This window comes from Candidatus Acidiferrales bacterium (genome assembly GCA_036514995.1).
Lineage (GTDB): Bacteria > Acidobacteriota > Terriglobia > Acidiferrales > DATBWB01 > DATBWB01.
In genome coordinates this window covers 1-13,474 of the sequence record DATBWB010000203.1, presented here as the reverse complement: position 1 = coordinate 13,474, position 13,474 = coordinate 1, and the positions used below count along the sequence as shown (strand labels likewise).

Annotated in this window: 9 protein-coding genes; all 9 read right to left on the bottom strand. The window is 60.6% G+C overall.

The features are described 5' to 3' along the window. On the bottom strand, positions 1 to 2,798 hold a 2,798-nt coding region (gene brxC / locus VIH17_13235; protein HEY4684195.1), incomplete at its 3' end, for a BREX system P-loop protein BrxC. Next, positions 2,795 to 3,358 (bottom strand): BREX protein BrxB domain-containing protein, encoded by a 564-nt coding sequence (locus VIH17_13230; GenBank protein HEY4684194.1) that lies wholly within the window; start codon positions 3,356 to 3,358, stop codon positions 2,795 to 2,797. The genes VIH17_13230 and brxC, both read right to left, overlap by 4 nt. 1,592 nt (positions 3,359 to 4,950) lie before the next feature. Then, the gene (locus VIH17_13225; GenBank protein ID HEY4684193.1) at positions 4,951 to 6,432 is read right to left on the bottom strand and encodes a CoA-acylating methylmalonate-semialdehyde dehydrogenase; all 1,482 of its coding nucleotides are present in this window, start codon (positions 6,430 to 6,432) and stop codon (positions 4,951 to 4,953) included. A 14-nt stretch (positions 6,433 to 6,446) separates the two neighbouring features. Beyond that, complete coding sequence (gene iolB, locus VIH17_13220; protein HEY4684192.1) at positions 6,447 to 7,304, bottom strand: 5-deoxy-glucuronate isomerase; 858 nt, start codon at positions 7,302 to 7,304, stop codon at positions 6,447 to 6,449. Positions 7,305 to 7,358: 54 nt separating this feature from the next. Further along, positions 7,359 to 9,161: a thiamine pyrophosphate-binding protein gene (locus tag VIH17_13215; protein ID HEY4684191.1), complete on the bottom strand. Its 1,803-nt coding sequence runs from the start codon at positions 9,159 to 9,161 to the stop codon at positions 7,359 to 7,361. A 136-nt stretch (positions 9,162 to 9,297) separates the two neighbouring features. Then, positions 9,298 to 10,248: a 5-dehydro-2-deoxygluconokinase gene (iolC, locus tag VIH17_13210; protein HEY4684190.1), complete on the bottom strand. Its 951-nt coding sequence runs from the start codon at positions 10,246 to 10,248 to the stop codon at positions 9,298 to 9,300. A 20-nt stretch (positions 10,249 to 10,268) separates the two neighbouring features. Next, a complete protein-coding gene (locus VIH17_13205; GenBank protein HEY4684189.1) occupies positions 10,269 to 11,315 on the bottom strand; it encodes a hypothetical protein in 1,047 nt (348 codons plus the stop codon). Positions 11,316 to 11,337: 22 nt separating this feature from the next. Next, positions 11,338 to 12,240 (bottom strand): TIM barrel protein, encoded by a 903-nt coding sequence (locus VIH17_13200; protein HEY4684188.1) that lies wholly within the window; start codon positions 12,238 to 12,240, stop codon positions 11,338 to 11,340. Positions 12,241 to 12,302: 62 nt separating this feature from the next. After that, the gene (locus VIH17_13195; GenBank protein ID HEY4684187.1) at positions 12,303 to 13,286 is read right to left on the bottom strand and encodes an ROK family protein; all 984 of its coding nucleotides are present in this window, start codon (positions 13,284 to 13,286) and stop codon (positions 12,303 to 12,305) included. Between the last annotated feature and the right edge of the window lie 188 nt (positions 13,287 to 13,474).

Genomic DNA, 13,474 nt, shown 5'->3' with positions numbered 1-13,474 from the left:
TTGCGAACCAGTTGCATCAAGTCATCAATGACAACCATTGACGGCTGTGCAGGAAGCGGCGGTGCGCCACCGGCCCCGCCGGCAAGCGTGGAGAGCCCGGTGAGGAACTCCGTCGCTTTGATCTGCTCCTCGCCTCCTTTGCACGGGATCTTTAGCGAACCGATGAGCTTCCGAATTATCAGCCGGTCTTGAACGGAGAGGGTTGTTTGCTCGACTCGGAACTCTGCCTTCGAGATCTTGTTTTGGTCGAGTTGCCCGAGCGGGACGGGCATCCCGTTGAGCGTGGCAGTGATGTGCTGGGACCGGTGTAGGGCGATGAGTGCGGCATCGATAGCATCCTGGGGCCAACCGTAAGGGCTCGCCCGGAGCGACTTGCGGATCTCGCTACCGGTCTTGCCGGCGCCAATGGTTGTGAGAACCTGCTGGGGCACCGGGTGCTGTTCTGTGGCGCCAGCATGGCCGACCGCCTGGAATGGTTGGTCTGCGCCCTCGCGAGCACGCTTGATCGCCGCCTCCCATGCCAGCCCGGATGCGTCCGCTTCCTTAAACCCTGGAAACAGTCGAATGAGTGACGCCTCCGCCGCCTCGCGGAGTCTTTCCTCGAGCGTGGCCTGGAGCAGTTCGTTGCCGCCGCCTTGAAATACCTTGGCGTTGGCGACGATCTGTTTCACCAGGTCATCCCGTTGTTTCACGGCGAGGTCCCGCCGGCTCTGCATGCTCAGGCGCGCTTCCTGACCCTCGGCGCTTGTCGGCGCGCCCTTCGCATCGAGAGTGTTTTGCGCAGCGTCGGCGTCGACAATGAGTTTGCGTAGGTCGTCCGCAGACTGACGGGGGATGAAGACGTAAATGATAGGGCCGCCGGTGCCGGCGCGTCGCGCTGCCTCGACGACCTCTTTTTCAGCGCATGACCATGCATCGCGTATCCAGATAGGGATGCCGTCGCCGCTGACCTGAGGCGGATTCTGGTCACGGAAGATTAATAGAGTGCGGGGCTCCTTCGCGGCACCCTGCACGATCTTCAGTCCGCGAACAATCCGATCAGCTTCAGCATAGAGAAGGGCATCGCGGCGCAGCTGGATGGAGGTGTCATCATTCGACAGTTTCGTCTGCGAATTGCGAAACTCGCGGTCCCACTCGCTCCCCTCTTTGGTCTGGAGGCGGTATTCGTCACCGACCCGCATGAGAACTCCCTGCGACACGAGCTTCGCGAGAGTTCTCTCGACATCGGCTCGCAGTCTCGCGTTGTCGCCTCGGAGGTCGTCAATCATCAGGTCGCTGATGTGCTCCTTGGTCGCCCGTACACCAATATCAGCGCCGCCTTCGCGAGGGAGCCTGCCGATAAGAAACACCAGCCCGCATATGCGGCTGGCCAGTTTCCCATCCGCACTGCGGTCCTTGCCAAGATTGATGATGCGCTCATTGAGCTCGCGCAGAAGAACTCCCGTGTTCACCATTTCCGGTGCGAGCGCTTCGTAGAGTTCGTCCGCCGCAACAACAGCACTGAGCGGTTGATTCGCGATCTTGGCCACGGCGTCGCGGATGATCTGAAGTTGCGAACGGAGCTGGCTCTTCGTGCCAGCGGCGTCGATTTGCCGGAAGCAGTTCTCCCAGAATCGCCTGCGAACCGGCAGCAGCGGAAAGTCATCGACAATGACTGCGCGGTCTTCTGAACGCTCACCGATCCGAGTTCCCTGGAGCTGACGGGAGACCTCACCGGCATTCGAGTCGAGTACCTTCTGGATCTCGGCAACGGCGGTCGGCTTCTTCTGAAGGAGCACCTTTCTCGTGACCGTCTCCACGTCGGCATCGGATAGCGGCACTCGGATCGTAAAGCGATCCATGAGCTTCTGAAGCAGGCGCACTTCCGTCAGAGCGCTTTGTCCCGCAGCGACAATGATGACGCGGCTGTCAAACTGCTTGGAAACTGCCTCCGCTACTTCGGTGATTAGAGTCGAGCGTTCTGTAGAGTCGCCGATGTACTGCTGTACTTCGTCGAGCACAAGCACGGTGCAAGGTAGCTTCCCATCACGTCCGACGAGCATGAGGGCACGCTTGAGCGTAGACAGAAAGTCTGCGGTTGTAATGTCGTTCTGCTGTGGCGGGAATTGGTCGCGGATAGTCTTCCGCGCATCGGCCTCCTTTGGTGCGAAGTTCGGGTCGCACTCAAGCACTGCACGTGCAATCGGTGCGCTGACGTACAGATTGTTGAGCTCCGATTCCCAGGATTTGCCGGCGGCTTTGACACTTGCCTTGACGCGGTCCAGGTAACCTTCCTTGTGGAGCCACAGGCAGAATTGTGCTTGCGGATAGTGTTCTGGTAGGCCTACAGCCCGGAGACCCACGCCAAGAACTGTAAGGCGGACGTTCTCTGTTGTACCGCTCGGAAGGGAGCCGGCTGCCGCAAGCAGCCCGCCCTCACGCCTACTAGCGGTATCTAGCTCCCGGAGCAAAGCTTGGAGTTCATCGGGCATGTAAGGGACGAGGCTCCGCGCGGCCGACCCATCCGGGAACTGCGTGTCTTGCCAAAGATGGGCCAGCATCTTGAGGAAATGCGATTTGCCACTGCCGAAGAAGCCGCTGACCCAAACCGCCTTCTGACTCGTTTTCCCGACGTCACTCAGGTACGAAGAGACGATTCGCTGGATGCCATCGGCAAACTGCCCCTCGCATACGAAGGTTTCGAGTTCGCCCTTGAGTTCCTCCAAAACCTTTGCATCCGTCTTGTCGGCAATCCGAGCTTGGCCCTTATTGACAAGCGGCTGACCTGGATCGCGCTGCAGGATTTCCTTGATCTTCATTGCGAGCCTCCAGAACCGTGCAACGTGATCGGCACGGCCAGGTAATTCCAACCATCACGGGCATCGAGTAGGCGGTAGTTGTTGTTGTCGTATTCCCCCGGGAAGAAAATGACGAGTCTTCCGCGGATATCGCCTTCCACAAGCTTGAGAACCTTTGATAGGCGCGTAAAACCAAACAGAGCCCCGACTCCGAAGACGGCCACAACTGAACTTTCAGTGGCTTCTGGGTGCGTCAGCGCGGCGCGAATACGATCTGCCACGAATTCGGCGAATTCAGCATCGAGCTTGAGTTGGAGATCCTCTGGCGATTCAAAGTAGGGCTCACGATACTCGTCGGCAGCCATCCATACTGCGAACGCGTCCGTGATGTCGACCTCAAACCAGTCGTGACCTGCGTGTCGAGTCGCGTTTTCAAACGCCAGCTTGCGGGCCCGGAGCGCACGCTCAAGTTCCTTGTCGTAGACCACCATTACCACTCGCTGTGCGCCAGCAACGGTCCGTTGCCAAGCCGTGGCGATGTGCTGGGCGTACCGCTCCGCAAGATCCTCAATTCGGCCCATCGGTCAACTCCTAGTCCTCCACGGATCCAGACGATCGAGTCCCACCTCGAAGACGTCGACTGCTATGCGAAGATCAATCAGTCCTAGCCGCTTGGCGCCGAGAGCAAGTTCGCGGGCAGCGAGTAGCGAACAGTCGAGCACCGCGATCCATCCGGACGTCAGCAGCTCCTCTCCTCGAAACCCGGCTGCATACGCGAGCCAAAGGGCGAAGGCAACCGATGCAGGCGTGGCTCGAACCAGCTGGCGAGTTTTTAGCGTCCGACCTTGAAGGTGTCCCGACTGCGTCCACGAACTCGCCGCGTTCCGGACAACCTTCGAGAGAATCGATTCGTTAAGACGGGTGCCCACGGCCGCGCACAAGGCTGACTTCAACGGACCGCGCAGGAACTCAGCGCCGTGCGGAAGAGGAATTACAGCGGATGCAGTTGCTGCCAAGAGGGGATCGCGGGCCAGCGCGCAAAGGAGCGCGAGGAGAGGGCGCCCTTGATCATCGATTGACCAAAGCCTCCGCAGGACGCGAAAGATAGGAACAGACGCGTCAAGCGCGTAGAGTTCGCCCAAGCGCTGGTTCGTCAGTCGGCGCGTAGAACTTGTGGGCTTGCTGAGGCAGTTTGCGTCAACAATAGCCGCTGCGTAGTCCGCACGAGTTGCATCCAGTGGCTCTGAATCAAGGGCCGCGGTCAGCTCACCGAGCATGATTGTCCTACTGGTATGGGTCCCCTTATCGCCGAGTCGAAATCCCATCTCTGCCGCAGTGCCGGTGGGCGCGGACCCAGGCCAAAAGACGGGCAGCCTGAGGTCTGCCGTCGACGCCGTTCGTTGTTCGTGGAGGATCATTTGGGGACGATATTACCAACGGCATAAGTGCTGTCAAGATGAATTAACCTTGGGCCGGCAAGTTTGCCGGCGGGCAATGACGCAAAAATGGGTCTCATTGGAAATTCGTAAATCACTCGAGTCTTCAGCAAGTTGCGGTTATTAAGGACGAGTTGTAGGTGGTTGAGGCAGACCGGACTCTGTTGGCCCCACCCCGCGTGCTTCTCAGATACGCCCCCCGCACCAAAAGAAATCCTTTGAGACGGGTGAAACGGAGCAACACCAGCCTCTACGTTTCTATGACTTAGCCAACGCAGTTTTCCCACCTTTTGGTACGTCTAGTCGTCGCGAGGGTATGGGCCTCGGGTCGGCCCCTGGCAATCCTGGATCGCAGTAGGATTACCGGTCTGCGTTCAGAGGGTGCATCCTAGGCAAAGGTCTGCTCGCAGGCAAGGTAAGCGAGGGCACTGCCCAGCGTGCGATTCTTGGCTTGCCCAAAAACCCTGCCACAAGGGTGTCCGCAACCGCATCATTCCCTTAGACCGCTAGTCCAGAGTCTGGAAGCCCGAAATCAACTGTTTGTGGGCATCACCAAGATCCTCCCAGCTCATTTGTACCTGTGAGGATAGGTGGCTTCCCTCGAACACAGAAGGTGTAAAAACAGAGGAAAACTGACTAGCCGTTTCCGGTACAATATGGGCCAGTCGTACGGTGGGCCACCGGTTGAGCCGACCAGCGAAAAGTTGGTCAGGTTATCTGGCTTTTCTCACGTGGATCTATTTCGACCAGCGGGAGATCAATACTTTGGTTTCCGTGTAAAAGCGGACTGCATCCCCCCCGAGGGCATGCAGATCACCATAGAATGATCCCTTCCAGCCTGCGAAAGGAAGAAAGGCAACCGGCGCAGGGACAGCGACATTGACACCCACCATGCCCGCCTGCACCAGAGATGCAAATTCCCTTGCCGCAGCCCCAGATTCGGTGAAAATGGCTGCTGCATTGCCAAAGCCGGAGTGGTTGACCAAGTCGATCGCTTCTCGCAAGTCCTTCGCTCGCATGACGCCCAGCACGGGGCCGAAAATCTCTTCTTGAGCGATGCGCATCTTAGGTTGAACATGATCAAGAATGGTTGGTCCGACATAGAATCCGGGCGTGCCGTCGTGGGGTTGAATGGCGCGTCCGTCGCAGATAAGGGTAGCCCCTTCGCGCTCGCCCAACCCAATGCATTCTAGGATGCGCTGGCGGGCCGCTTCGGAAATAACTGGCCCCATGTCTGTCTTCTCGTGATCGCCCGCGCCGACTTTGATAGCATCGGCCACGCCTACGAGTTCACGTAGAAGCGGCTCGGCTGCTTCACCCACAGCGACAACGACACTCGTAGCCAAACAGCGTTGGCCAGTGCACCCGAACGCCGCACCGGCAATGGCTCTTGCCGTTGCTTTCAAGTCGCAGTCGGGCATCACGACCAGGTGATTCTTGGCGCCGCCCAGGGCCTGGACTCGTTTGCCGTTCGCGGCCGCCGTCTGATAGACATACTTCGCCACAGCGCTGGAACCCACGAAAGAAACTGCCTTCACTCGCGGGTCTGCTAGCAAAACGTCCACGACCTCCTTTGCTCCTTGCACGATGTTCACTACGCCCTCTGGTAACCCTGCCTCGTAGAGCAACTCCACTAGGCGCGTGGCCGTGCGTGGCACCTTGTCGGAAGGCTTCAAGACGAAGGTATTGCCGCAGGCGATGGCAATAGGAAACATCCAGAGCGGCACCATGGCGGGAAAATTGAACGGCGGAATACCGACACATACGCCGACGGGCTGGCGGAGTGTCCAACTATCCATTCCGGTCGCCACGTTTCCCATCGTTTCACCCATCAGCAAAGCTGGAGCGTTACAAGCGAACTCAACTGCTTCGATGCCGCGCCGCACAGACCCCTGAGCCTCTTCCAACGTCTTGCCCTGCTCCGTGGTGACCAGCCCGGCCAGCTCCTTCAGGTGATCTTCGAGCAACTGGCGAAAGCGGAAAAGAGTCCGCACGCGTTCTTGCACAGGCAACCCCCGCCACGCGGGAAAGGCCGCGTCCGCCGCTTCAATTGCCGCGCGAACTTCCTCTGCTGTGCAGTAGGGCACCTGCGTAATCGGTTCGCCAGTGGCGGGATTACGCAGCGTTTCCACACGGCCACGCGAAGGTTGCCAGCTACCACCGATGCCTATCGGACATGTGTAGACCTGCGCGGTTACCTCTGGGATTCGGCTTGCCATGGGAGTTCCTCCGTTCAACCTGCGCCGGCGCGCACCAGAGGCAACCTAGGGTCAATCTCCTTCCAAGTTGAGCGGACCCAGGTGTGCTGCGGGTCTTCCGTAAACGCCAGCGTGCGCGCGCTGCCGGCCAGGAAATTCAGGTAGTAGACGTTGTAACCGTGTCCGGCCACGACCGGGTGGTAGCCATCGCGCACCAGAACAACATCGCCATCCCAGACCGTCAGCGTCACATCGCGATGCCCATCCGGGGTGTAGAGGCGCTGGTAGGCATAGCCGCCCGGGCGATCCATCCGGTAGTAATAGATCTCATCGAGATCAGCTTCGGTGGGCAGGTTGTGCACATCGTGTTTGTGCGGTGGATAACTCGACCAGTTCCCACTAGGCGTGTAGACCTCCACGACGATCAGCTTGTCCGCTGGGAAGTTGGGCGGTATGACATCAACGATCTGGCGCGAGGCGTTGTTGCCTCCTCGCAGGCTGACCGAAACATCGCGGGGGGTAACGAGCCGGGGCGCATACGGTTTGCTGGAAGGCACGCGACACTCCGCCACCTCGCACACTGTGTTTGCCTCCACGTGCACAACAGAGCCCGCAGGTAAATAGAGTGCATAGGGCAGGCCATCAAAGACGTGGGCCCGCTGCCCGATCTGGACCTTCCCCTGGCCCCAGTCAGCCACGCAGTGCCCGCCCAGCAACACCAACGCAACCTCCTCCTCCCTGGTTTCGATCTCCTGTACCTCACCCGGCACTATTCGCCGAACAAAAAAGCTCATCCATTCCCAGCCCGCACGCTCACGTGGCAGGCTCAACAACTCCCCCGGCTGTCCCTGGGGAAGGTGCGAGGAGCGAACTAGGAAGTCGTCCTTTACCATTCGCTCCACCTCATGTTCTCCTCATGTTCTCCTCGGCGCCAGGAACCTGGCATCCTAGGTTTTTACCGCTTTGCGCGCTTCCCTGTATTCTTTTCTCGGCTCCTCGAGGTATTCCGGCACGGGCACATCCCACCAAGCGTACTTCGAGAGCCCGCCCAAGGGCAGTTCCCGGTGGGTAAGCACCTCCACCACGCAGGTCGTGCCCGAGTCCAGAGCTTCGCGAGCAAACTTCCCCACTTCGCTGGGCTTGTCAGTTCGCCACCCTTTCGCGCCGAAGGCGTGGGCGGCCTCGGCAAAGTTCGGTGTGTAGCGTTCGCCCTTGGTGTTCTCAAAGATGGTGTTGATCACACGATTGTCGCCGTAGGCTCCTATCTGCAAGTTCCGGATGGATTGCCAGCCGCAATTGTTCAGAATGACGTACACAATCGGCAGGTTCTTCTGCACCGCCACCGCCAGTTCCTGCATATTGGCCAGGAAGTCGCCGTCACCTGCGATCCCGATCACGCGGCGGTTCGGAGCCGCCAGCTGAGCTCCGATTGCCCCGGGCACGGTAAACCCCATCGTTGAAAAGCCACCGCTCGTGATATGTTTGCGTGGCTCGTAGAAGGGAACTTCCTGGTACACCTGACTCTGGGGCAGGCCCGCACCGGTCACCCAAATGGAGTCGCGGGGTGCGATCTTACGAATCTCAGCCAGCGCCCGCGAAATTGTCACCGGCACCGCATCGGATTCACGACGTTCTTGGAATGAATCAAAAAAAGCCTGCCGCAGGCGGCCGATTTCGGCGAAGTAGGCAGAGTTCCGGTAGTGGTGAGGCCTCTTCAGCCGCTCCCCAAGCGCGGCCAGCAGTTGGCCCAGCGCCACCTTGGCATCGGCACAGATTCCGACCTCAACTGGATAATTCTTGCCGATTTCCCGTCCCTCAAGATCAATATGAATTAACTTGGTGGGAGGAATCCGATAGACCTCCGCAGTGTAGGAAGCGGTGGTCCAGTCCACAAACCGCGTTCCCACAGCGAGCAGCACGTCCGAAGTCTGGCAGAGTCGGTTTGCACAAAGGCTGCCGATCGAGCCCGGGTGCCAGGCGTAGAGCTCGTGGTCTTCAGGGAAGATGCCCTGGCCCGACCAGGTTGTCACCACCGCCGCGCCGAGGTATTCAGCCAGCTTGTACACTTCCTCGGTCGCCCCAGCGGTCACCGCACCGCCCCCCACCAGCATCACCGGCCTTTTGGCGCCAGCCAGCAGTTCGGCGGCACGCTCAATGTCCTGGGGATGGCCGCCCGGGCCGTGCCGGGGGCGCCGCTGGGTCGGCTCGGGAATCTCGACGTCGGCGGTTTCGGCCTGTACGTCCATTGGCAGGTCGATCAGCACTGGCCCGCGCCGACCTGTGAGCATGATGTTGAAGGCGCGGTGGAGGACGAACGGCAATTGGTCGACCCGGCTCGGCTGCCACCACTGCTTGACAATGGGCTCGAGCACGCGCGGGAAGTTGGCCCAATGCGTGCGATCGATCTCCTGTAGGACGGAGTGCCCGCGCATGTAGGTGTGGACGCTGCCGGTCAGCACCAGCACGGCGCTGGAATCGACATAGGCCTGAGCCACCCCGCAGGTGGTGTTAGCCGCCCCCGGCCCGATCGAGGTGCTCACCGCCAGTGGCTGGCCCGAGACCCGGTGGTAGGCGTCCGCCAGGTGCACAGCGCACTGCTCGTGCATCACCGGAAAGGCCTCGATCTTCCCCCGCCGCTCCACCAGTGCGTCAAACAGGGGAAGGTTGCCGTGGCCCGGAATGCCCACTAGGTATGGCACCTTCTCCCGAATCAGGTACTCGACGACGATCTCCGCTCCCGTGAGTCGCATCGCCCACCCCTTTTTTGGGTTAGAAGAAGCTCTGCTCGTGCACCCTGTGAACGGGCACCCCGTCCCGGGCCGTTCATGGTCACTCTACGCAGCGGTGCCCTGGACTGTCAAGATTGCATCTCTTCCCGTGAGAGTCCTATTGGCTGGTTCTCTCTGCGGTCGCGCGGAGAAACTCTTCCAGCTCCTCCCTGTACGGCATCGCATCGGCGCAACTGACGCGGCTGACGACGATGGCGGCGGAGGCGTTGCCATAGCGCAAACACTCAGCCAGCACAAGCTCGCGGTTCAGGGCGTAAAGGAAGCCAGCCGCAAACGCATCGCCCGCACCAATCGTGCTGACCACCTGGCTGGGATACGGCAAGGCCGAAAAGAATTGATCCCGTGTATGCGCTTCCACACCCTTAGCGCCGAGCTTACGTACCAAAAGAGTTACACCGGCAGCCAGCACCACTCGCACCTGATCCTTGGGGTCACGCTCGCCGGTGAGGACAAAGAGTTCATCTTCATTCCCCACCACAACGTCCACACAGGGCAACGCACCACGGGCCGCCCGCCCAGCCTCTTCCGGCGACGACCAAGAGCTTGCTCGGTAATCCACGTCAAAGATGGTGCGCAGGCGGGCCTGCCGTGCCGTCTTCAGCGTGTCAAGAGTGGCTTCGCGCGCAGGAGAAGCCGAGAGGCTGGTCCCGTTGGTCACGAACATCCGCGCCTGCTGAATGTAGGCCCGTTCAGCTGGCGCGACCTCTACCCGCGTATCGGCTGCCTGGTGGCGATAGAAGACCTGGGGAAAGCGATCGGGCGGAGATACTTCCGTCAGGCACAACGAAGTGTTGTAACCCTCGACCATGCGCACAAACTGGATGTCGACGCCCTCTTTCCGGAGGAAGCCCAGAAGATAATCGGCAAGAGCATCCTTGCCGAGACAACTGATCATGCCGACGCGCAAGCCCAGGCGCGCCAAGCCGACGGCAATGTTAGCGCTCGATCCGCCCAGGTGACGCGAAAAGTGCTCGACCTCGGCCAAGGGTCGGTTGCGCTCGACTGCGTAGAGGTCGTAGCCGATGCGCCCCAGTACGCAAACGTCCAACGCGTTCTCCCCTTGCGGATTCATCGCCGGCGGTGCGGTTGGTGGCGGAGAGTTGGCGTCTCACCCGGGTCGGGGCCCTCGAGAAGGCCCAGTGCTTCTGTCAAACTTGCCCGCCGATGGACCAGCGCAGTCAGGGCCCGGCACATCGGCAGCGGATCCGCTTCGCCCGGAAAGAGAAGGTTGCGTCCGATGATCGCGCCGCGCACGCGGGGACTCGAAGCCAGCCCTTGGGCAAAATCGCGCAGAGTTTCGAAGGGCGATTCCCGTGCCGGCCCGCCCAGCAGAAGAATGGGCAGCGTCGTAGCGCGGCAGACTCGGGCAAAATCCTCGCCATAGGGGAGCTTCAGCCACAAATGCGCCGATGATTCACCCAAGGCGGAGGCGATGCCGCACTGCCGCACCAACGTGGCAACGTCTTTCATCGGTTGGTAGCTATCAGCCTGACGCGCAACGCCCAGCGGCTCCAAAAAGGCTGCCAATCGGTGACGCCGTAACCTATTTAGAGCCTCAACGCAGGCAAGAATGGTGTGTCCCGAAGCAGAGTCCTGGGGGTCCAGGCGGTACATCATCTTGCCGCCGTCACACCGCAGTTCCGCGAGCCGCTCGGCGGTGAAAGATGTAAAGGTATCTTCCATCTCAAAGGTTGAGCCGGCCACACCCCCGCGATTCATGCTGCCCACGAGCACGCGCCCGTCCAAAAACCCACGGCCAGTTCGACACCCCTCAAGGTGACTGAGGATGAGCAATTCTTCCATGATGTCACTGGTGGTCATGATGCCGTCGAGGTCGGGGTCGGTCAGAACGCGCCGGGCCCGGGCGAGGAGCTGGTAGCGGTCGCCCATTGCCAGGGCATCACCGCGAATCTGCGTGACACCGCGGGCTGGATGATCGAGCGCCACCAAGACCAGTTTGCCATCCCGGGTCAGCCGCGTGCGCTTCCTGCGCCTGCGGGCCTCCCGTTCGATCCACCCGGGATGCAGAACGCGGACATCTGTTATCTCCTGGAACACAGCGGTGGGGAAAAAGTCCTCGGCGACAAAATTCTTTATTTTTACTTCGGGTTCCATGAGCCCTCCAGGTCGAGCCGCCTCAAAGTCCCAGTTGGCGAAGATATTGCCGCGCCGCGGTGGCGTTTGCGAGTGGTGCGGGGGCACCCCGGCCGCCTGCCAGCACGTCCTGTTCGACTACAACCCAGCCGTCGAACCTGTGCTCTCTCAAAAGGGCCACCAACCGGGAGAAATCTATCACTCCGCGGCCGAGCGGAGCGAACACGCCGCAGCGCACGGCGGCGTGGAAGTCCACGCCCTGGCTGCGAACTTCGCCGATACGTACTCCCTCCACATCCTTCAGATGCACGCAGTGGACACGATCGGCGTAGCGCTCGAGCAGGCTTACCGGGTCGCCGCCGCCATAGACGCAGTGCCCTGTGTCCAGGCAGAGTCCCAGTTCGTCCGGCGCGAACAAGGACAACAGGCGCTCTACTTCCTCGGGAGTTTCCACGTGTGTACCGACGTGATGGTGAAAGGCCACGTGCAAGCCAAGCTCTTCACAGCGCGCCACCGCTGCGCGGATGGCCTTCTCCGCTGCCTTCCACTCCGTCTCATTCCAGGAGAGTTGGTTGGCTTCCTCGCGACGTCCCGCTACCGCAGAGCGGTCTGCGCTGATTTCATCGGAAAGAATCAAGAGCCGACAGCCAACCTGGCGAATGAACTCAGCCGTGCGGGCTAGGTGCGCGAAACCCCTCTCGTGCGCACCCCTGTTGCCCAACGGCATGGCCACAAAGGCCGAGCAAAGGGTCAGGCCACGCCGCGCAAGCTCGCGCTCGAGTGCGGCCGGCGCGGTGGGCAGAAAGCCGTACGGACCAAGCTCCGTGCCGGCGTAGCCCGCCTGTGCGAGCTCCTCGAGCACGCGCGTATAGGGATAGTCCGGGGGCGGTTCGACCGATTCCATAATCCCCCAGCTCACCGGCGCATTGGCAACTTGAATGCTCATGCTCTAGCTTCTGCGGGTGAGCGGCACTCTATCACGCGGCCGTAAGGAGTTGCAATCGCCCCTCAGGTCCGGGAAGTAGAAAAGTGGAGCGCAGCAGCGCCGGCGATTCCGGAATCTTCCCCGTAGCTTGCCCCCACGAGCGGAATTTCCTGACAGCGCGAATTGATTGACCAGGCGGGCAACTGGCTACGAATGTAGTCGAACCAGGAAGCCAACAATTGGCCCAGCCCGCCGCCCACGACAATGACATCCGGCTCGAGCAGGTCAATGACGTTCCCGAGCCAAATGGTCAGCAGGTCAGCGGTTTCTTGCAGGACCGTGGTGGCGAGCGAGTCGCCCGAACGGTAGGCCGCGCCCACCACTTCGGCCGTAACCAAGTCGAGATTGCCACCTACGCAGTCGAAAATTTTGGAGCGCTTATCCCGGCTCTCACCGAGTTTGGCCCGGGCGCGTTGCGCAATGGCAGGTCCTGCGGCCAGGGCTTCAATGCAGCCGCGCTTGCCACAATTGCAGCGCGGGCCGCGAGGGTCAATCGTAACGTGACCGCCTTCGGCGGCGGCGCCGGTGCGCCCGTGATAGATGCGGCCGTCGAGCACAATGCCCGTGCCAATGCCGGTACCCAACGTGGCATAGAACACAGAACTATACCCCCTGCCCGTACCCCAGATGGCTTCGGCCAGAGCAGCCGCGTTCGCGTCGTTGTCAATGCGTGTGGGTACTCCGTATGCCTGTTCAATCTTTTCTGCCAAAGGGAAATTCCGCCAGCAAGGCAGGTTGGGAGGGTTGATCACGATCCCCCGCCTCGGGTCCAACGGGCCCGGGGAGCTGATCCCAATCGCGGAAAAAGAGGCGCCCCGGGATGGCTCCGCGGTGCGCACAAACTCGATCACCTGCACAACTGCCTCCAGCCCAGCTTCGGCATCTCCTTGGCTGACCATGGGCGCTCGACTCTTCACGAGGATCTCGCCGCGAGGATCTACCAAGCCGGCGGCTACCTTCGTCCCGCCGATGTCCACCCCAAGGATTAGGGGGGCTCCCCCGGGCATCTCTGCTCCTTGCAGTAAGCCTGCGGGCATATGATACCTCACCGATCTCTTGCTTTGTGTCCCCGTATGAATCACTGTCTGGTTGAAATTCAGGTATACTCGGCGGCGTCAAGCCAATTCACGATTTCGTTTTAGGCGGAGAACTAATCATGATGAATGAGACTACCGGGGGAATCCTCTTGTTGCTG

Coding starts and splice junctions, on each gene's coding strand:
- VIH17_13205 (HEY4684189.1), bottom strand. CDS start 11,315: ATGGAACCCGAAGTAAAAATAAAGAATTTTGTCGCCGAGGACTTTTTC.
- iolB (HEY4684192.1), bottom strand. CDS start 7,304: ATGGTAAAGGACGACTTCCTAGTTCGCTCCTCGCACCTTCCCCAGGGA.
- VIH17_13230 (HEY4684194.1), bottom strand. CDS start 3,358: ATGGGCCGAATTGAGGATCTTGCGGAGCGGTACGCCCAGCACATCGCC.
- VIH17_13200 (HEY4684188.1), bottom strand. CDS start 12,240: ATGAGCATTCAAGTTGCCAATGCGCCGGTGAGCTGGGGGATTATGGAA.
- VIH17_13215 (HEY4684191.1), bottom strand. CDS start 9,161: ATGCGACTCACGGGAGCGGAGATCGTCGTCGAGTACCTGATTCGGGAG.
- VIH17_13195 (HEY4684187.1), bottom strand. CDS start 13,286: ATGCCCGGGGGAGCCCCCCTAATCCTTGGGGTGGACATCGGCGGGACG.
- VIH17_13225 (HEY4684193.1), bottom strand. CDS start 6,432: ATGGCAAGCCGAATCCCAGAGGTAACCGCGCAGGTCTACACATGTCCG.